Annotated in this window: 14 protein-coding genes and 1 other RNA gene; 8 read left to right on the top strand and 7 right to left on the bottom strand. The window is 70.3% G+C overall.

What is annotated here, in order from left to right; genetic code table 11:
* Positions 1-120: 120 nt before the first annotated feature.
* Positions 121-2,001, top strand: coding sequence for a hemagglutinin (locus tag ABEA46_RS07245; RefSeq protein WP_345543707.1), 1,881 nt, complete (start codon positions 121-123; stop codon positions 1,999-2,001).
* Between the two features lie 76 nt (positions 2,002-2,077).
* Here the strand turns inward: ABEA46_RS07245 and ABEA46_RS07240 are convergent, their stop codons facing one another.
* Entirely contained in the window at positions 2,078-2,470 is a 393-nt protein-coding gene (locus tag ABEA46_RS07240) for a tautomerase family protein (RefSeq protein ID WP_345543706.1), read from the bottom strand.
* A 216-nt stretch (positions 2,471-2,686) separates the two neighbouring features.
* On the opposite strand from ABEA46_RS07240, the gene ABEA46_RS07235 reads away from it, so the two are divergent.
* The gene (locus tag ABEA46_RS07235) at positions 2,687-3,511 is read left to right on the top strand and encodes a serine protein kinase RIO (protein WP_345543705.1); all 825 of its coding nucleotides are present in this window, start codon (positions 2,687-2,689) and stop codon (positions 3,509-3,511) included.
* Between the two features lie 48 nt (positions 3,512-3,559).
* Here the strand turns inward: ABEA46_RS07235 and ABEA46_RS07230 are convergent, their stop codons facing one another.
* From ABEA46_RS07230 to ABEA46_RS07220, 3 genes are all read right to left on the bottom strand, one after another.
* Positions 3,560-4,630: a substrate-binding domain-containing protein gene (locus tag ABEA46_RS07230; protein WP_345543704.1), complete on the bottom strand. Its 1,071-nt coding sequence runs from the start codon at positions 4,628-4,630 to the stop codon at positions 3,560-3,562.
* Positions 4,631-4,747: 117 nt separating this feature from the next.
* Entirely contained in the window at positions 4,748-7,852 is a 3,105-nt protein-coding gene (locus ABEA46_RS07225; protein ID WP_345543702.1) for an NPCBM/NEW2 domain-containing protein, read from the bottom strand.
* 162 nt (positions 7,853-8,014) lie between these two features.
* A complete protein-coding gene (locus ABEA46_RS07220) occupies positions 8,015-11,863 on the bottom strand; it encodes a S8 family serine peptidase (RefSeq protein WP_345543701.1) in 3,849 nt (1,282 codons plus the stop codon).
* A 114-nt stretch (positions 11,864-11,977) separates the two neighbouring features.
* Here ABEA46_RS07220 and ABEA46_RS07215 point away from each other — a divergent pair, with 114 nt between their 5' ends.
* A complete protein-coding gene (locus tag ABEA46_RS07215) occupies positions 11,978-12,937 on the top strand; it encodes a TrmB family transcriptional regulator (RefSeq protein ID WP_345543700.1) in 960 nt (319 codons plus the stop codon).
* 6 nt (positions 12,938-12,943) lie between these two features.
* On the opposite strand, the gene ABEA46_RS07210 is transcribed toward ABEA46_RS07215, so the two are convergent.
* On the bottom strand, positions 12,944-14,248 hold the full coding sequence (locus ABEA46_RS07210) for an MFS transporter (protein WP_345543699.1): 1,305 nt from the start codon (positions 14,246-14,248) through the stop codon (positions 12,944-12,946).
* 25 nt (positions 14,249-14,273) lie between these two features.
* Here ABEA46_RS07210 and prfB point away from each other — a divergent pair, with 25 nt between their 5' ends.
* The 4 genes from prfB to smpB all read left to right on the top strand — a co-directional run bounded on the left by prfB (position 14,274) and on the right by smpB (position 18,075).
* Entirely contained in the window at positions 14,274-15,386 is a 1,113-nt protein-coding gene (gene prfB, locus ABEA46_RS07205; RefSeq protein WP_345543698.1) for a peptide chain release factor 2, read from the top strand.
* A gap of 87 nt (positions 15,387-15,473) precedes the next feature.
* Positions 15,474-16,613, top strand: a complete 1,140-nt coding sequence (gene ftsE / locus ABEA46_RS07200; RefSeq protein ID WP_345543697.1) for a cell division ATP-binding protein FtsE — start codon at positions 15,474-15,476, stop codon at positions 16,611-16,613.
* Complete coding sequence (gene ftsX / locus ABEA46_RS07195) at positions 16,610-17,524, top strand: permease-like cell division protein FtsX (RefSeq protein ID WP_345543696.1); 915 nt, start codon at positions 16,610-16,612, stop codon at positions 17,522-17,524. The genes ftsE and ftsX overlap by 4 nt, the downstream gene beginning before the upstream one ends.
* Positions 17,525-17,598: 74 nt before the next feature.
* Positions 17,599-18,075, top strand: a complete 477-nt coding sequence (gene smpB / locus ABEA46_RS07190) for an SsrA-binding protein SmpB (protein ID WP_345543695.1) — start codon at positions 17,599-17,601, stop codon at positions 18,073-18,075.
* Positions 18,076-18,130: 55 nt separating this feature from the next.
* Here smpB and ABEA46_RS07185 read toward each other — a convergent pair whose 3' ends face one another.
* Both ABEA46_RS07185 and ABEA46_RS07180 read right to left on the bottom strand, forming a co-directional pair.
* Positions 18,131-18,802 carry an SIMPL domain-containing protein gene (locus ABEA46_RS07185; RefSeq protein ID WP_345543694.1) on the bottom strand — a complete coding sequence of 224 codons (672 nt, stop codon included), beginning with the start codon at positions 18,800-18,802 and terminating at the stop codon, positions 18,131-18,133.
* 17 nt (positions 18,803-18,819) lie between these two features.
* On the bottom strand, positions 18,820-19,431 hold the full coding sequence (locus ABEA46_RS07180) for a hypothetical protein (protein ID WP_345543693.1): 612 nt from the start codon (positions 19,429-19,431) through the stop codon (positions 18,820-18,822).
* Positions 19,432-19,606: 175 nt separating this feature from the next.
* On the opposite strand from ABEA46_RS07180, the gene ssrA reads away from it, so the two are divergent.
* Positions 19,607-19,977: a transfer-messenger RNA gene (gene ssrA, locus ABEA46_RS07175) on the top strand.
* Positions 19,978-19,991 lie beyond the last annotated feature (14 nt).

Genomic DNA, 19,991 nt, shown 5'->3' with positions numbered 1-19,991 from the left:
CCTCGCCGAGACGCGCGCCTTAGGGAGTTTCTCCGAACTCCCCGCGCATTCACCCGATGGTGACGTCCCCACGCAGTTCCTAGCCTAGGGCCAGCAATGGCTGGGGGAAAGGGGAAAGCCATGCAGAAGGGGATGCGGCGGCATGCGCTCGCCGCGGGAATCGCGGGCTGTCTGGTCGTGGGGGTGATCGTCGGCGCAGCGTCGGCGGCATCGGCTGCGGTCATCGGTCCCTACAACATCGACGGGAGCGTGCCGGACGCCGGCGCGACCTCCTACTCCGACCCGAACGGCAACACGAAAGAGCTCGGGCCGCTCAACTCCAGCACCACCAAGATCGGAGTCGTCCACAACGACGCACTGCCCACGCTCGATCTCACCAACCCGAATGCCCAGGTCGACCTGAACCAGGTCTGGCTGGCGACGCAGCGCGTGAGCAACAAGGACTACCTGTACTTCGCGTGGCAGCGCGACAAGGAGACCGGCTCCGGGTTCATCGCGTACGAGTTCATGAAGGCGGCGGCTCCCGCCGCGTGCGCCTACGGCACGGCGACGGACGCGCAGCTGATCGCGGGCTGCAACCCGTGGGCGAACCGTCAGGCGGGTGACTTCATGATCCTGTGGGACCAGCAGGGAGGAAGTACGAAGCTGTACGTCCGCACCTGGTCGGGCACCGCGCCCAACCTCGTGCTCAGCCCGCTGAGCGAGCTGCCCGCGGGAACGTACGACGCGAAGTACAGCCCGGACGGGTTCCGCGGGGAGGCGGCCATCAACCTCACCGACAACGGCATGGGATCCGGAGGGTCGTGCCTCGCGTTCGCCAACGTGATCCCGAGCACGGTGACCGGCAACTCCGACACGGCCGACTACAAGGACACCGTCCTGCAGAAGATCTCGTTGAGCAACTGCACGTCGAAGACGGAGACGGTCGCCTCCACGGCCGCGGGCACGCCGCTCGGGTCGTCGGTCTCGATCGGCACCGGCGTCGTCGAGGTGAAGGACGTCGCGACGGTGACGGCGGTCGGCGGCAACTCCGTCCCCGGTGGCAGCGTGGCGTTCTCGCTCTGCAAGACCAGCGGCGGAACCTGCATCCCCGCTACGGTCACGGCGGTCGGCACCGTCTCGCTCACCAATGGTTCGGCGACGTCGCCGTCCGCCTGGGTGACGTCAGCGGGCAGCTATTGCTGGCACGCCGTCTACAGCGGCGATGCGTCGCAGAACATCCCAGGATCGAGTGACGACGGCACGAACGAGTGCTTCACTGTCACTCCGGTGACACCGACGCTGTCGACCACCGCGAGCGGGGACGTCGTGCTCGGCAACCCGGTGAGCGACGACGCGGTGCTCGGCGGGACGGTCACCAAGCCGACCGCGAAGATCATCGAGACGACGGCGCCGAACCCGAACAGCCTCGCGAAGGCGGACGGCAAGATCACGTTCACCGCGTACGGCCCCGGCGATGTCTGCAGCGGCACCGCGGCCTACGGTCCGATCGAGGTGCCGGTCAATGGCAACGCGACCTACAACAGCGGATCGGGCTTCGTGCCGACGGCTCCAGGCACCTACCACTGGGTCGCCGTGTACAGCGGCTCGTCGCCCAACACGAGCGGCGTGTCGCACAACACGGACTGCAAGGACGGTGACGAGGACGTGACGGTGAACACCGTGCCGTCGTCGATGACGACCGCGCAGACGTGGGTGCCGAACGACTCGGCCACCGTGTCGGCCTCGGCAGGCGGGAATGTCAAGGGAACGGTGACGTTCACGCTGTTCGCGACGAGCGACTGCACGGGAGCGGTCGTCTACACGACGACGGCGGCCCTGGACGGACCGTCGCCGCAGTCGGGATCGACGGCGAACACGACGGCGGTGACCGCTTCGGGGGACTACTCGTGGCTGGTCGGCTACCAGAGCGACAACCCGGCGCAGCGCGACATCGCGCCGAGCTGCCACGAGACGTCGGCGCTGACGATCACGAACGGAGGCACCGCGACCAGCGATTGAGGATCCCGTTCCCCGTACGGGATGCGGCGGCCGTGGGCGATGCCCACGGCCGCTGTCACGCCCTGGCGGCGGTCGGCTAGACGGCGACGGTGAAGCCGAGGCTCGATTCCTCGGCGGCCTCGCCCGACAGGCCCCAGTTCTCGAAGGCGGCCTCGTGCAGGAGGATCGAGACCTTGTCGCGAGGGATGCCCAGCAGCTCGAGGCGCTCGACGATCTCGCGATACAGCGCCCGCTTCGCCTGGACCGATCGCCCGGGGAAGCAGTCGATCGTCACCCGTGTGTAGCTATCGGCCTCGCCGGGCTGCAGCCCGTCGACCATCCGGTGCGGCGGGTACGACAGCAGTCGGCTGAAGCGATCCTCCTCGGGGATCTTGAACGCCTGCACGAGCGCCGCGTGGACGGCGTCGATGAGGGCGACCTCTTCTGCGGGCGTGTACGCCCTGCGGACTTCGATGAGCACACTCGGCATGAGCCCACGATAGGGGGACACACCGGTCCTGCGTGCGAGGTCGGGATTGCTCTCGACTCGGGGACTGTCTAGAGTGGGGCGATCGGTGCCACGGCACCCGGAACGGAAGGAGGTCGTGTGATGGCTGTCTTCGTCATGCCCCAGACCCCTTCCCTTCCTTTCGAGGTCGCCCGCACCCGTTGATCGTCGGCGGCCTCCTGTCCTGGAGTCCCTCCGATGACATCTGCACGCTTCGACGTGTTCTCCGCAGTACTTCCGCCGGACCTCGAGCCCGGCCCCGATCAGCGCTGGTCCACGTGGCCGGCCTCCCCGCCCACCCAGCGTGGGCCTCTTCCGCACCCGCACTGGGTGGTGACGGCCTCGGGCGCGTTCGACACCGAGCTCGGCGTCGTCAAGACCGGCAAAGAGGCCGACGTACATCTCATCGAGCGCGCGATCCCCGGAACGCCGGGCGTGCTGCTCGCCGCCAAGCGCTACCGCAACACGCATCACAGCGACTTCCACCGCTCCGGCGCGTACGAGGAGGGGCGCACGATGCGCAACACCCGCGACGCCCGTGCCGTGCAGCGAAAGACCGCCTACGGCCGTTCGGTCGCGGCCGGGCACTGGGCGGCGAGCGAGTTCGAGGCGCTCTGCCGCGCGTGGCGCGCGGGGGTACCGGTTCCGTATCCGGTGCAGGTGAGCGACACCGAGGTGCTCATGGAGTTCGTGGGCGACGGCCGCACCGCGGCTCCGCGGCTCGCGCAGAGCCGGCTGCACGGCGAGGAGCTGCGCGGTGCGTTCGACCAGGTCGTCGCGATCCTCGGTGCGTTCGCCCGCGCCGGATTCGCCCACGGCGACCTGTCGCCGTACAACCTGCTGGATCACGACGGCCGCATCGTCGTGATCGACCTGCCGCAGATCGTCGACGTCGCGGCGAACCCGCAGGGGTACGACTTCCTGTACCGCGATGTGGTCAACGTCTCGACGTGGTTCGCCCGGCGCGGGCTGCAGAACGACCCCGAGGACGTGTTCGCCGAGCTGGTGGCGATGATGTGGTGACCGCAGCGTCGGAGGGGCTGGATGCCGTCCCCTCCGCACGGCGCCGGCTCAGGTGGACTCGCGCACGTTGAGGGTGGGAGTGAGCTGGATCCGCTGCGACGGTGCGAGGCCGCCCTGCTCGAGTCGGGCCAGGCACGCTTCGAGCGCCCGTCGTCCGACGGCGAGCTTGGGCGGCGCGATCGCCGTGAGCGGCACCGTGGCGAACGAGGCGATCTCGTCGTCGTAGGCGACGATCGCGAAGTCCTCCGGGACGCGCAGTCCGCGTCCCTCGGCGATCCCGAGCAGACTCACCGCGAGATCGTCGGGAAGCACGACGGCGGCGCGGATGCCGGCGGCCAGACAGTCGTCCAGGAACCCGCGCAGCACGTCCGACGTGGAGCCGTCGCCCCAGCGCAGCGAAGGGGCGAAGACGACCGGGGCGTCGACCATGCCGTGGCGTCGCGTGGCGCGGGTGTGGCCGTCGGCCACCCAGGGCGCCGTTGCCGTCTCGCGCAGCAGCAGCCCCACGCCGCGATGGCCGCGCTCGGCCAGGTGGTCGACGGCCAGCTCGGCGCCGAAGCCGTGGTCGGATCGCACCGAGTCGATGCGCAGCGTCGTCGGAGCGCCGTCGGCCGACCGCTCGACGAGGACGACGGGGGTGCGGATGCCGCCGATCGCCTGCCACGTCGTGCCGTCGTCCATGCCGGGGCGCGCGGTGACGAGCATGATCGCATCGACGCCGCCCGCGTCGAGCCGCGCCAGCTGGTGGATCTCTTCGCGCGGGTCGTAGTTCGTCGTGCCGAGCACGATGCGGATGCCGGCGCCGCGGGCGGCCTCGCCCACACCGCGGATGACAGGCGGGAAGTAGTAGGCGGCGTCCGGCACGATCAGGCCGATCGTGGCGACCGGCCGCGAGGCCGAGCCGATCCGGCGGGCGCCCGAGACCGGGGCGTCGGCGGTCTCGGGGAGCACCGCGCCACCGTGGACGCGCCGGATGAGTCCCCGCTCGGCCAGCACTGCGAGGTCGCGGCGGATCGTCATGCCGCTGAGCTCGGTGCGGCGGGCGAAGTCCGTCACTTCGAGGCGCCCGCGCATGACGATCTCGCGCAGGATGCGCTCGCGGCGCTGCTCGGCGATCATCGGGTCACCCTAACGTGTGGATGTTCGACATGTGTGTTCGTGTGCACCGAGGACCGGCATCCGAGAATGCGGCAGCGGGGGCGACGCCTGCGCGCCGCCCCCGCTGCCGACGCCGGCTCAGCGGCAGTCGGTCCCGGTGTACGGGACCACGGTGGTCGTGCGTGCGCCGTCCGCGGTCGAGGCGACCACGGTCACCTCGCCGTCGGCCAGGGCATCACGGACCTTGAACGACGAACGCGTGTCCTTGCCCGGGTTGAGCTTGACCTTGACGTCGTCGCCGAGCGCCGTGTCCACCGCGACCGTGATCGGGCCGGCCGTCTCGTTGGCGACCGTGACGTGCACCCACGCGTTCGGTCCGCGGCACTCGGTCACGACCGACGCCGAGGTCGGCACGGCGCTGCCCGCGAGCTTCATCGTGAGCAGGCTCAGGCCCTGGCCCGTCACCGGGCTCCCCTCGGGCAGCGTGACGCTCGCGACCGGCTTGCCCGACAGCGGGATGCGCTGCGCGAACACCGTGGCCGCAGCGGTGACTGTCGAGATCGTGCCGCCCAGGTACGGCTTGGTGCGCTGCAGGTACGAGCCGGCGCTGCCGAGCACCTCGGTGTCGGCGGCATCCGTCGACGCGTCGCTCCACAGCGGCAGCGACAGCTGCACCTGCGCGCTGGTGCCGTCCTGGTAGTGGACCGTCGCGGTGCCCGAGGTCGCCGTGCCGGCCGAGAAGCCGGCGACGATCAGCTCGTCGCCCTCGCCCTCGAGCGACACCTGCTGACCGGCGACCTTGATGGCGTCGGGCGTGCCGATCGCGGCGGGGTGCCAGTCCAGCGCGGCGCCGAAGGCCGTGGCCGTCTCGCCCGCAGCCAGCCCGGCGCCGGCGAGCGCCTCGGCCGAGAACACGCGGAAGTCGGCCGTGACCGCACCGTTGCGCGGGTTCGCCGTCGACGCGACGGCGGTCTGGTTGACCAGCGCCTCGAAGGGCAGCGGGGCGACCTCGGCACCGGTGCCCTGGTACGCGCCGATGTTCGGCGTGGCGGGGATCGGGTTGCCGAAGAAGTCGCGCTCGCCGGCATCCGCGATCGGAACGCCCGCGCCCAGCAGCGGCGATCCGACGGCCAGCTCGTAGCCCGGGAGGGCGCGCGTGAGCTGTCCGCTGCCCGCCGCGATCAGCTGCGGGTCGCCGACGACCGCACCGGTCTCGGTGGCGGCCGGCTGGATGCCGCCGAAGTACGCGTTGTTCTCGTACACGGCGTTCGTGGTCTTGAGGGTGCCGCCCGTCGCGATGATGATGTTGTTCTTCACCTGGCGGGGTGCCGTCATGTCGTCCTCGAACGGCCGGTTGAGGCACGAGAACGTGTTGTTGTAGATCAGGTGCAGGCCGGGTCCGCCGCTCGCGCCGCCGAGGCGGCAGTCGTCTTGCGAGACGTTGTAGCGCAGGATCGCGTTGGTGGTGGTGGATGCCGTGCCGCAGCCCGAGATGCAGTCCAGGTAGAACCCGCCGGCGTTGCCGTAGGAGTAGTTGTACTGGAACGTGCAGCTGCCCTTGATCTTCATGTCGCAGTCCCACGCGGTGGAGTCGTACGTCGAGCCGACGCTGTTGCCCACCACGTTGTACTGGAAGAGCGGGTCGACCGAGTTGTACGGCCACATGCCGGCGAAGTTGCCCTTGAGGAACGGATACTCGCCGTGCCCGAGGTCGATCGCCGAGTTGTACTCGATGACCGGCTTGTCGGAGTTGTGGATCACGATGCCGTCGCCGCCCACTGCGCGGATGTCGTTGCGGGCGATGTAGACCTTCTCGTTGTAATGCCGCGTCGTGTCGGGCGCCGACAGCTTGATGCCGCCTGCCGCGGTGTCGTTGACGACGTTGTCGGTCACGGTGATCCCGTCGAACCAGCCGATGCCGTCGCCGAGCACCGAGATGCCCGCCGAACGTGAGAACGCGTTGCCGAGGCTGGTCTTGTCGGACCAGCCGGCGACCTTCTCGACATGGTTGCGCGCCAGCACGACACCGCTGCGCTTGGTGCCGTCGTTGATCTCGTACAGGATGCCGACGCGGCGCTGGTCGGGAGTGCCCGGGTTGATCACGTGCATGCCGTCGACGGTCCAGTTGCTGACGTTGAGCAGGTGGATCCCGGCGAGCGCGCCGTTCCCGTTGATCGTGGCCTCGGCATCGCCGTCGCCGTACGGCGAGACGGTGATGGGCGCGGTGCCCAGGCCCGACCCGGTCGGGGCGAAGGTGCCGACGCATTCCGCGCCTCGCCGGAAGCGGACGGACTGGCCGGGCTGGAACGGCTGCGCGCTCGCGAGCTGTTCCAGCGACGTGAAGGGCGCGGCCTCGGAGCCGTCACCTGTCCCGGTGGCCGAGCAGTCGACGAAATACGCGGTGTCGGAGACCGCGACGACGTGTGCGGCGAGCTCGCCCTGCGCGATCGCGCCGAAGAGCGACGCGGCGCGCGCGGTGATCGTGTACTCGCCGGCCGCCGTGCCCGCGGGAACGACGAACGAGGCGGTGGCGCGGCCGCCGTCGTCGGCATTGGCGACGACCTCGGTGCCGGCGAAGCCGACGGTGACCGGCGTCTGCGGGTTCGCGCCGTCGACGGTCACCGACACCGGGGCACCGGGCGCGAGCAGCGACAGGTCGACGTCGTTCGCGGCGAGGGTGAGCGGCTGCGCGAGGTACTCGTCGGTGCAGTTGATGCGCAGGTCGGCCCAGTCGGCGTGATCGTTGCCGTTGCCTTCGGGACCGGTCTCGGCGATGAGCTCGACGGTGCTCGCGCCGCGCAGGTCGAGGTTCAGCCGGCCGGCGGGATCGATGCCGCTCCGGGCCATGCGGAACTTCTCTGTCCCGTCGACCTTGACCACGAAGTCGACGCGGCCCTTGCCGGCCTGGCTGTCGTCGATGCCGACGTAGCCGAGCAGCTGCGTGCACTCCTGCGCGACGTCGTACACGACGCGGGCGGGGGCGTGGGTGCCCAGGCCCTTCGGGTACTGCACGCCTCGGATCGACTGGATCGTCCGTGTCGTGTCGGGCACTGCCTTGGCGCCGTTGCTGAAGTCGCGCTCCACCGGTCCCCAGCCGTTGTCGGCCGAGACCCAGTCCAGATCGCTCGCATAGTGCACGGTGCCGGCGAGTCCGTCGGCGGCGAGGGCGGGCGCCGGGGTGCCCGCCAGACAGAGGGCGCCGACGGCTGCTGCGACGAGCAGCGTGGTCCGTTTCCTGGGCAAGGGATTCCTCCTCGAATCACACGGTCCGCGGCCCGGGATGACGGCGGACGATTCATCGTTCCAGCCCGTGTGCGTTCAGGCGATCGAACTGAACACAACTGAACATCCACACACGAAGAACGGCCCCGGTGCTCGCGCACCGGGGCCGTTCTCATCATGCGATCAGTGCACGCCCTTCGCGGGGCCGGCCTCGAACGCCTTCACGATCTCCTGCGAGAACGTGTTGCCGGCGGCATCCTTCGCCGTCACCCGCAGGTCGACCCACCCGCCCTTGTCGGGCACCGGGACGTCGGCGCGGAAGGCGCTCACGAACGAGCGGCCCTCGGGGAACGTGCCCGCGGGCGGCTCGGTCGCGCCCGTCGGCGCGCTGGTCTTCGCCGGAGCGAGGGCCACCGCGTGCCATTGCCCGTCCGCACCCCGGGCTTCGAGCGTCGCCTCGGTGATCTTCGCGGCGCCGAGCGCCCCACCGAGGTGGCCGAGCTCGAGGCCGAGCGTCACCGCCGCACCCTTGCGCCGCCCGTCGCCCGCACGACCGTCGGCCGCGAGATCGACGTCGTAGAACGCCTGGATCATCGGCAGGATCCGCTGCGAGTAGTCGTCGGCCGCGCCCGACGAGTGGAAGCTCCACTCCGTCGTGGTGGCGGTCGACGACGCCAGGTGCGATCCGTCGTGCGTCGCGGTGTTCACCACGCGCACCTCGACGTCGTCCTCGGGCAGGCCCCAGACGTTCGCGCCCTGATACTCACCGGATGCCGCGAGCTCGCCGTTCACATAGACATCGGTCTGCTGAGCGATGCCGGGGTTGCCGGCGAACACGTCGAACGTGCCGGTGTGCAGCGCGTCGCCGCCGTCGGCCCAGGACGGCAGGTTGAACTGGATGCCGTCCCCCGAGCGGTGCGGAGCCCAGTAACCGGGGCCCACATACGGCCGCACGATCGAGCCGAAGTAGCTCGCCTCGGTCTTCGAGCCCGCCGCATACGTGCGCTTCGTGTCGCGGATCTGCCAGTCCACGCCGACGACCGTCGCGTCCTGATACCACTGCAGCTGATCGGTGTTGACCCACTCGGTGCGCTCGGTGCCGCGCGCGGCGCGCATCGGGAAGCCGCTGCCGTACAGGGCGCCGGGCACGAAGTCGTACCGGAACTCTCCGACGGTCTCCGGCTGCCCGTGGTACATCGTGTCGATCCGCGCCAGCTTGCCGGGCTTGAAGGCCAGGTTCGCCGGGATCTCGCCGTCGCCGTGCTGCGCGATGTCCCAGATCTCGTCGGCGTTCGGGATGCCTGTGCCGGTGACCTTCACGGACTTCGAGGCCAGCTGCGCCAGGAGCTCGCGCCCCTGCACGCCGCTGATCCCGGCGACCGGGATCGCGACCGGGGTGACGTAGTCGTCTGCGCCGACCCATTCGCTCAGCTCGCCGTCCGCATCGTTCGCGACGATGAGGAGGGCGGCACCGGCCGCGGCGGCATTCGCCGCACGCTCGGTGGCCGACACCTCGTCGGATCGGGTGACGAGAGCGACCTTGCCATGGACGTCCACCGCGGCGAACGCCTCGGCGCTGCCGGTGCCGGCATCGACCGCCGCCGTCTTGATCGACCCGTCCAGCAGCGTCGAGCCGACCTGCGGGATCACGTCGAGGGCTGTCTTGCCCGCCGTCAGCGACAGCGTCGGACGCTGCAGGCGCCAGCGGGTGGCGAACGAGAACTCGGCGGTCTCGGCCTTCACCGGCTGCGCCCACATCTCGTCGACCCACACCGGCATCATGGCGCTGCCCGAGAAGCCGTCCGCGGTGTAGTCGACACGACGGAAGGTGGCGTCGAGCCCCTTGGTGCCGACGTCGACGGTCTGCTGCTTCGTGGCGCGGGCGTCGAGCGCGACGGTGCGCGCCTGGTCGAGCACGACGTCGGGGTCGCCCACGAGGACGCTCGCGATCGTGTCGGGCGTGCGCTGCAGCTCGAGGAACGACATCGCCGAGTATGTGCCGCCGGGAAGCCGCAGCGTGGTCTCGCCCTCCACCGCGACGGGCGCGTACCAGCCCGTGGCGCCGTTCGAGAGCCACACGTAGCCCGACGACGGCTGGCCGGCGAAGTCGGTGACCGTCAGCGTAAGGTCGTAGCGTTCGTCTTCGGCGATGGCGCCGAGTGCCGTCCGGGTGATGGGCGTGCCGTCGGCCGACGCGATGAGCTCGCCCGACAGTTGGGTGCCGGCCGCGATGAGCGACGGGTCGACGGTGAGCGTCACCGAACGGCTCTCACCGGCGGGGATCGTCAGCGTGTCGGCATCCATCGTCAGCACCTCGGGGCCGGCCGACATCGGCTCGATGCCGCCGCCCGCGCCCGGGGTGGTGTCGGCCAGCGTCGCGGCCAGCGACAGCTGCACCTCGGCGTCGCCGCGGTTCGTGTACTCGATCGTGCGCGAGACGGGGGCCGGGGACTCGCCCCACGTGAGCATGCCGAAGTCGCCCGAGCCCGAGGCGATCACCGGGACGTCGATCGCGGCATCCACATCGAGCAGGCCCGTTCCGCCCTGGTAGGGGGTGAGGCCGACGTCGGCGGTGCTGCTGGTGAGCGCCGCCTTCAGCTGCGCGCCGGTGTACTCGGGGTGGCGCTGCTTGAGGATCGCGGCGGCGCCCGCGACGTGCGGGGTCGCCATCGACGTGCCGCTCATCGAGATGTAGGAGCCCTCGCCCGGGCTGTCCGACGAACGGGCCGCGGTGACGTCGTTGCCGGGACCGACGATGTCGGGCTTGAGGGTGCCCGAACGCGTCAGCGGTCCCTGGCTGGAGAACCACGAGAGCGCGCCGGACGGGTCGTCCACCGAGCCGACGGTGAGCGCGGCGGCCGCCGATCCGGGCGAACCGATGGTCTCGGGGGCGCTGGAGTTGCCGGCGGCGATGACGAACAGCGCACCCGTCTCGTCCGACAGGCGGTCGACAGCCTCGGCCATGAGGTCGGTGCCGTCGGACGCCTCCTGCGAGCCGAGGCTCATCGAGACGATGGGCGCGTTCGCGGCTGCCCACTCCATGCCGGCGATGATCCAGGAGTCCTGGCCGTAGCCGTCGTCCCCGAGGACCTTGCCGATCAGCAGTGACGCGTCGTCCGCGACGCCCCGGTGGGTGCCGTCGCTCGCAGCGCCGGTGCCGGCGATCGTCGAGGCGACGTGCGTCCCGTGGCCCTGCACGTCGGTCGCGACATCCTGGCCGGGCACGAAGCTGGTGGCGCCGGGCAGGACGCGTCCCGCGAGGTCGGGGTGGGTGTCGTCGTAGCCGGTGTCGAGCACCGCGACTGTCACCCCGGCGCCGGTGTAGCCCTCTTCCCAGGCCTCGGGCGCGTCGACGTACGGCACGCTGGAGTCGAGCGTCGCCTTCACCTTGCCGTCGAGGTGCACGGCCGTGACATCGCCGCCCAGGCGGGCTCCGGTCGACAGGCTGCGGGCCTGCGGGGCTGCGCTCGCACCGGTGAGCGTCGTCCACAGTGCGGCGGCGTCGGCGTGCGACGCGGTGCCGGCCGAAGCCGAGATGCTCGGCAGCGCCGTGGTCAGCTCGACACCGGGGAGCGGTTCGGCCGCTTTGCGCGAGCGCGCCGCGGACTGCTCGATGATGACGGGTGTGGCGTCGACGGAGGCGTCGTCGTAGCCGTAGTCGATGAGCTTGGTGACGTTGAACAGGTCGCCGTCCAGCGCGCCCGACGCGAGGTAGGGCTCGGCGTCGTCGGGGACGACGTGGAGCTCGCCCTTGACGTCGAACGTCTGGACGCCGGCGCCCGGCTCGACGGTCTGCACCGAGACGGCGTGGGTGCCATCGCTCAGATCCGCGACGGTCACGCGATCGCCGGTGATCAGTGTGACGGTGTGCGAGGCCGACACCGACGCGGTGGCCGTGGGGGCGGCATCCGGGTCCGTGGCGGCTGCCGAGGGCAGGGCGGCGGCGCCGACGCCGGCGATGCCCATCGCGAGGCCGCTCGTGGCGGCGACGACGGCACGCAGGCGTCGGCCTGACGGGTTGGGGTGTGACATGTGCACCTCTCCGTGGGGTTGTGGGGACTTGTCACGAACCTCTCACGGCGTTCTCATAGGCTGTTGGCGGAGATACGCCATGGCCACCTTCCGCCAGGCGGGACGGGAGCGGCGATGCTCGAAGCCCTCGGATTCGACGCCGCGCACACCGATGTGTACCGCTCAGTGCTGCAGCGTCCGTCCTCGTCGGTCGCCGTCGCGGCCGCCGACACCGGGCTGTCACGCACGCGGGTGCGGGCGATCGTCGCGGAGCTCGAAGGGCTCGGCCTGCTGGCACGGCACGCGTCCGACGCCGAGCGCCTCGTCGCCTCGCCGCCGGCGATGGCGCTGCGGCCGCTGCTGCTGGAGCGCGAACGCGGGCTCACCCGCGCGCACGAGGCCCTCGTCGAACTGAGCGAGGTGTACCGCGCGTCGGCCGAACAGCGCAGTGCCGCCGACGTGATCGACGTCGTGGTCGGGGACGACGCGGTGCGGCAGCGGCTGGCGCAGCTGCAGGCGGCCGCGACACGCGAGGTGCGTGTGCTCATGCTGAGCGATGTGGCGCTCATGACGGCGGAGGAGAACATCGAGGAGGAGCGGGCGCTGCTGCGCGGGGTGCGCTACCGGGTCATCGTCGAGAGCGGTGTGCTGGAGCGGCCCGGGTTCCTGGAGCTCGCCCGTGAGGGCGCGCAGGTCGGCGAGGAGGTCCGGGTGCTGCCCGCGCTGCCGACGCGGATGTTCCTCGCCGACGACCGCATGGCCCTGCTCCCGATGCACTCTCAGGAGGACGGCCGCGGGTTCGGGGCGCTGCTCATCCACCCGAGCGGGCTGCTCGACCTGGTGATGGCGATCTTCGAGGAGTACTGGTCGGCGGCGACGCAGTTCCTGGCTCCCGCCGAGGGCGATCCCCGCGCCGATGCCGACCGCGAGCTGCTGAAGCTGCTGCTGCTCGGACTGACGGATGCCGCGGCCGCGGCCCAGCTGGGGATCTCGCTGCGCACCGCCCAGCGCCGGATCGCCGTGCTCATGGAGCGCGCGGGCGTCACGACCCGCATCCAGCTGGGCGCGGAGGCGGTGCGGCGTTCCTGGGTGTGAGCCCCCTCAGGGCTCGGTGCGCGGCACGTACCGCGGCACCCAGCGCACGAACGCGAGCGCGCCGACCAGTCCGATCGCGCCCATGACGCCGGTCGCGACCGCGAGCGAGGCGATCGCCGCGAGTCCCGACACGATGAGGGGCGCGATCGCGCCGCCCGCATCGGTGAGCGTGCGCCACGAGCCGAGGAACGCCGCAGGGTCGGAGCTCGGCGCGACGTCCGCGCCGAGGGTGAGCAGGATGCCGCTGGACAGCCCGTTGCCGACCCCCAGGACCGCCGCGAACATCGCGAACCACATGGCGGCCTGCGGCACGTCATGGGTGAGTGCGAGGGCGATGAACCCGGCGCCCATCAGCACCATGGCCGGAAGAGCGGCCCACAGCCGGCCGAACCGGTCCATCACCTGACCGCTCGCGTAGAAGAGGGCGAAGTCGATGGCGCCAGAGATCCCGACCACGAGGGCGATCGTCTGCGCGTCGAGCCCGATCGACACGCCCCACAGCGGCAGCACGACCTGCCGCGCCGAGCGGACGGCCGAGAGGGATGCCGCCGCCAGGCCGAGCGTCGAGAGCACGCGCCGGTGGCGCCACATCGTGCGGATCACGCCGGTGCGCGGCCCCGGTCCCTGCACCTGCCGGAGCGGGATGGATCCGGTGACGGGTTCGCCGGTGTCTTCGGAGATGCCGTTCTCGGTGCGCGGCGCGGCAGCCGGGACCGGCAGCTGCTTCTCGGGGTCGGGACCCAGCAGCACCAGCAGCACCGTGGCGACGAGGCATCCTCCGAAGAACCAGACTGTCGCGTGCTCGTCGCCGAACAGCGCGAGGAGCCCTGCGGCGATGAACGGGCCGACGAACATGCCGAGCCGGAACGTGCCGCCCAGCAGCGACAGCGCACGGGCGCGGAACGACAGCGGCACGCGCGTCGTCATGAAGGAGTGGCGCGCGAGGCCGAACGCCGCTGCGCAGAAGCCGATGAGGAACACGGCGATCGCGAACACGCCCAGCGACGGCGCGACGGCCATGCCCACGATCCCCGCCAGCGAGATGACGCCCGCGATCGCCATCGTCAGGCGCTCGCCGATGCGCGCCACCGCCCAGCCCGCCGGCAGATTGCCGCACAGCTGGCCGATGACGAGGGCGGATGCGACGAGCGCCGCCGTCGCCACATCGGCGCCGAGCTGCGCCGCGATGACCGGGATCAGCGGGATGACCGCGCCCTCGCCGAGCGCGAACAGTACGGTGGGGCCGTAGACCATGGGTCCGAACCGCCACAGCACGTCGCGTGCGGTGGGGGAGTCGGCGCGTTCACTCATCGCTTCCACGTTAGTCTGGAGTGTCATGCTCGACTTCGATCCCTCCGCCGATATCCAGGCCCTGCGCTCCACGTTCGCCGACATCAAGGCCGTGGTCGACGTCGAGGCACTCACCGCCGACATCGCCCGTCTCAGCGAGGAGGCCGGTGCCCCCGACCTCTGGGACGACGTCGAGAAGGCGCAGAAGGTCACCAGCGCCCTCAGCCACCGCCAGGCCGATCTCAAGCGCGTCACCGACGTCGAGCAGCGCCTCGACGACCTCGACGTGCTGGTCGAGCTCGCCAATGAGATGGACGACGAGGATTCGGCCGAAGAGGCGCGCCGCGAGATCGCCGAGCTCGAAGACATCGTCAGCCAGCTCGAGGTGCAGACGCTCCTGGACGGCGAGTACGACGACCGCTCGGCCGTCGTGACGATCCGCTCGGGCGCGGGCGGCGACGACGCCACCGACTTCGCCGAGATGCTCATGCGCATGTACCTGCGCTGGGCCGAGCGCCACAAGTACCCCGTCAAGGTCATGGACACCTCCTACGCCGAGGGCGCCGGAATCAAGTCGGCGACGTTCCAGGTCGACGCGCCCTACGCGTACGGCACGCTGTCGGTCGAGGCCGGCACCCACCGCCTGGCCCGCATCAGCCCGTTCGGCTCGGCCGACAAGCGTCAGACGAGCTTCGCGGCCGTCGAGGTGATCCCGGTCATGGAAGAGGCCGTCGAGGTCGAGGTCCCCGAGGGCGACATCCGCGTCGACGTGTTCCGCTCGTCCGGCCCCGGCGGCCAGTCGGTCAACACGACAGACTCGGCGGTGCGCATCACGCACATCCCGACCGGCATCGTCGTCTCGATGCAGAACGAGAAGTCGCAGATCCAGAACCGCGCGGCCGCCATGCGCGTGCTGCAGACCCGGCTCATGCTGCTGCAGCGCGAAGAAGAGGCGGCCAAGAAGAAGGAGCTCGCGGGTGTGATCACCGCGAGCTGGGGCGACCAGATGCGCTCGTACTTCCTGTACGGCCAGCAGCTCGTCAAGGACCTCCGCACCGGGCACGAGGTCGGCAACCCCGCCGTGGTCTTCGACGGCGACCTCGATGGCTTCATCTCGGCGGGCATCCGCTGGCGCAAGCGCAAGGACGACGACGACTGATCCGCGGTTCTGAGTTCGTCGGGGGATGCCGCGGCCCTGAGTGTCGCTGGTCCGTCGGGCCGGGCATCCGCTTAGGCTGACACAGCCATGATCCGGTTCGAGAACGTCACGAAACGCTATCGCGGCACAGCGAAGCCCGCCCTGACCGACGTCGACTTCGAGGTGCTCCGCGGCGAGTTCGTCTTCCTCGTCGGCGCATCGGGGTCCGGCAAGTCGACGTGCCTGCGCATGATCCTCCGCGAAGAGACCCCCAGCGAAGGGCGCGTGGTCGTCCTCGGACGCGATCTTCGCACGCTGTCGAATCGCAAGGTGCCGTACTTCCGGCGACACGTCGGCGCGGTGTTCCAGGACTTCCGGCTGCTGCCGACGAAGACGGTGTTCCAGAACGTCGCGTTCACGCTGCAGGTGATCGGCTCGTCGCGCGGATTCATCCAGCAGGCCGTCCCCGAGGTGCTCGCGCTGGTGGGGCTCGCCGGAAAAGAGAAGCGGTTCCCGCACGAGCTGTCGGGCGGCGAGCAGCAGCGTGTCGCGATAGCCCGCGCGCTCGCGAACCGTCCCCAGATCCTGCTCGCCGACGAGCCGACCGGAAACCTCGACCCGGCGACGTCGGTCGACATCATGCAGCTGCTCGCCCGCATCAACGCCGGCGGCACGACCGTGGTCATGGCCACGCACGAGGCCGGGTTCGTCGATCAGATGCAGCGCCGCGTCATCGAACTGAGCCACGGCGAGATGGTGCGCGATGAGCGCCACGGCGGCTACGGCGACACGTCGAGCCTGCCGAGCCTCGCCCCCGAGCCCGAGCGTGGCGCCGCGGCGGTCGCCGCCCTGACCGCCGTGCTCGAAGTGCAGCGCGAGGCCGCGATCGCCGCGGCCGCGGGACTGGATCCCACCGACGTGCCCGAGGACGACGACGAGCGGGTCCCCGCCGTCGAGGCGTCGGTGGATGTCGCCACCCCGTCCGCGCCGGCTGCACCCGCGCCGCGCACGCCGGTGCCGGACGCCCCGGCCGCGACCGCAGCCCCCACCACCGCGGCGGTGGGCGCCGATGCCGACGAAGAGGCGGAGGAGGAGGCATCCACCCCGGCGAAGCCGCCGGTCGTGACGCCCCCGACGATCCCGGTCGAGCTCGCCGAGATCGACGTCGAAGAGCTGGGCCTGGCCGATCGTCTCGGCCTGGGACGCGACGACACCGACACCGAGGACGAAGTGGGGCCGACGTCATGAGGCTCGGACTGATCCTGTCGGAGGCGCTGTCGGGCCTGCGCCGCAACCTCTCGATGGTGGTGTCGGTCGTCCTCGTGACATTCGTGTCGCTCACCTTCGTGGGCGCCGCCATCCTCATGCAGATGCAGATCGCGACGATGCGCGACTTCTGGGTCGAGCGGGCGCAGGTCGCCGTGTACATGTGCACGAACATCTCGACTGCGGCGACGTGCGTGAACGGCGAGGCGACGCCCGAGCAGGTCGAAGAGGTCAAGGCCAAGCTCGAGGGCAGCGCGCTGGCGCCGCTGATCCGCGAGATGGTGTTCCTCAACCACGAGCAGGCCTACCAGGAGTACGTCGACCTCGCCGGTGAGGACAACGCCAGTGTCATCACGCCCGATCAGGTGAACGAGACGTTCCGGATCACACTCGTCGACCCGTCGCAGTCCGACGTGCTGATCGAGGCGTTCAGCGGGACGCAGGGCGTCGAGGACGTCAAGGACCAGATGCAGTACCTGGACCCGCTGTTCTCGGCCCTCACGATCGCGACGTACATCGCGGTGGGGATCGCGGCGCTGATGCTGATCGCCGCGGTGCTGCTCATCGCCACGACGATCCGTCTCTCGGCGTATGCGCGAAGACGAGAACTGGGCATCATGCGCCTGGTCGGGGCATCCAATCGGTTCATCCAGACGCCGTTCATCCTCGAGGGCGTTTTCGCGGCGCTGCTCGGATCGCTGCTCGCGAGCGGTGCGGTGCTGGCCGGGGTCTATTTCGGCGTCGACAAGTATCTGCGCAACCGCGTCGACTTCGTGACGACGTGGGTCGATCTCGGCGACGCGTGGCTGGTCGTACCGGTGCTGATCCTGGTGGGCGTGCTGCTGGCGGCGCTGTCGGCGGGATTCGCGATCCGGCGGTGGCTGCGCGCGTGAGTCGGCCCGGGTCTGCCGGAGGGTAGACTGACAGGCTGCCGTGCACCCGGTGCGGCTTCAGCGAGGAGACACCCATGCCCAGGGAACGCGGGGAGAAGGTCGTGGCGACCAATCGTCGCGCACGCCACGAGTACGCCATCGAGAAGACGTACGAGGCGGGCCTCGTGCTCACCGGAACCGAGGTGAAGTCGCTGCGCGAAGGCCGCGCGAACCTCTCGGACGGCTACGCGTACATCGACAACGGCGAGGCGTTCCTCGACGCGGTGCACATCCCGGAGTACTCGCAGGGGCACTGGACCAACCACTCGTCCAAACGGACCCGCAAGCTGCTGCTGCACAAGGACGAGATCGTCAAGCTCTCGCACGCAATCTCGGCAGGCGGCTACACGCTGATCCCGCTGAAGCTGTACTTCTCGGACGGGCGCGCGAAGGTCGAGATCGCGGTCGCGAAGGGCAAGCGCGAATACGAGAAGCGCCAGACCATCCGCGAACGCGAAGACAAGCGCGAGGCCGAGCGCGCCATGCGCAGCCGGAACCGACTGGGCGAGTAGTCGCCGGCGTCGTCGAGTGGATGCCGCACGCCCGCGCGCGGCATCCGCACGAGTCTCAGCGGGCGACGAAGCGCGCCTCGACGCCCGCCGAGACCACGATGTCTTCGGGCTGCAGCTGGACGGCGGGAGCGCCGTCGGCATCCGCGGCGAAGGCGGCCTTGGCCATCATCATGCGCGGCGCCGGCGCGGGGGACTGCTCCGGGTGTGACAGCAGGCCGATGTCGGCGATCTCGAGCGCGCTGACGTTCGCCAGCCCGAGCGCACCGGCGTAGGCCGCGGCGCGGGCGACGGCGACCCCCACCGCCTGTGTCGCGACATCCTTCTCGGTCTGCGCTCGCGTCTCGGGGGTGAGCAGCCACTCGATCCAGCCGAGCTGCACGCCCTCCCGCTCGGCGACTTCGCCTGCCCACCACGACAGGACCGTGAAATCGGTGAACGTGACGGAGAAGTCCACGCTCGCGTAGTGGACGGGAGCGAGCCGCTTGCCCTCGTTGTTCCAGGGCCGCTCCGACCACACCGACACGCGCTGGCTGGTCCACTCGGGCACGGTGCCCGCGGCCTTGCGGGCGGCGAGGTCGTCGCGCACCGGCTCGGTGAGCGCGGCCATGCGCTCGACGACGGCACCGCGCTCGGGACCTTCGGCGCGGATGGTGAGGTGCGCGATCGCGCGCTCCGGGGCGATGCGGGTCTCGTGCTCTCCGCGGACCGTGATGACGACGTCGCTCATGCTGCCGACTCTACGTCTTACGCCTCGCCGGGCGCCTGGACGAACCGGAGTTCATCCTTGAACATCGCCCATCGCACGTCGTCGGCCGTGAAGAGGTGGGCCTGAGCAAAGCCCTCGTCGTCCGCCCAGCCTTCTTCTCCGCGCATCGCGAGGTACATGCCCTCCGCCGTCTCGATCCGTTCGTAGCCCTCGGCCTCGAGCTGGCTCTGTGCGGCGGAGGCGGCATCCTCACCGATCGGAGCCCACGCGAGGTCGATGACGTTGTCGGTGGCGAGAGCCGGATCCTCGCCCCAGCGGCACGAGATCGAGCCGGCGGGAGCGCCGTTCGCGAACGTGTCGAAGGGACTGCCGCCGACGCCCTCGTGCGGGAGCTGCCACGACACCCACGTGTTCTCAGCCATCGACGCGTCGAACTCGGCCGTCGAGATGGCGTCGCACGTCGGCGCGGCCACCGGCACGCTCGCGGCGGGCGTGGGAATCGGCGACGAGTCGGAGGCGCCCGCGGGAGAGGTCTGCGGGGTGGCCGCCGTGGCTTCGGCGTCCGGGGCAGGCGAGCTCGGGCCGGCGCACGCCGTCAGCCCGCAGGCGAGCAGAGCGGTGAGGGCGATGGTCGCGGGGCGAAGGGTCACGAAGAGCTCCTGTTGGTGGTGTGCGGCCTTCAGGCTGGTGAACAGGCGGGCCAGGAATGGCTGTCGGGACGAAGTCGTTATAGACTGATGTGCTCGGGAACTTCGGAACCTGAGATGAACAACTCCACAGTGTGACAACGGCCCTTCGACAGAAGGAACACCTCGAACGAGGCACGGGGATGATCGGTTTCGACATCGCCTGTGAATCTGCGAGAAGCGGGCCGAGGATGCAGGGTTATCTCGTGAACGCCCCCTGCAAACCAATAACTGCCGAAAAGAAGCAGTCCGACTTCGCCCTCGCTGCCTGAGCAGCGAGCCCGAGTCCGTCAATCCGTGACTGATCCCGTCACGGGTATTGGCGTCATCTAGGGATCTTGCTGTGTGACGTCGCCTGAGCGTCACACGGGACTCTTTTCAGGATGGGCTTGTCGACTTAGGTGTCTGTGACAAAGGTCGGAGCCGAGTAGAACGCTCGTACAGACTGCGCCCGGAGAAGCCGCCGTTACTCAGCGATGGACGGGGGTTCGATTCCCCCCATCTCCACAGCCGTTGTCACTGGA

The organism is Microbacterium jejuense (assembly GCF_039544225.1).
GTDB classification, from domain to species: Bacteria; Actinomycetota; Actinomycetes; order Actinomycetales; family Microbacteriaceae; genus Microbacterium; species Microbacterium jejuense.
This window is presented reverse-complemented; position numbering and strand designations above follow the sequence as displayed.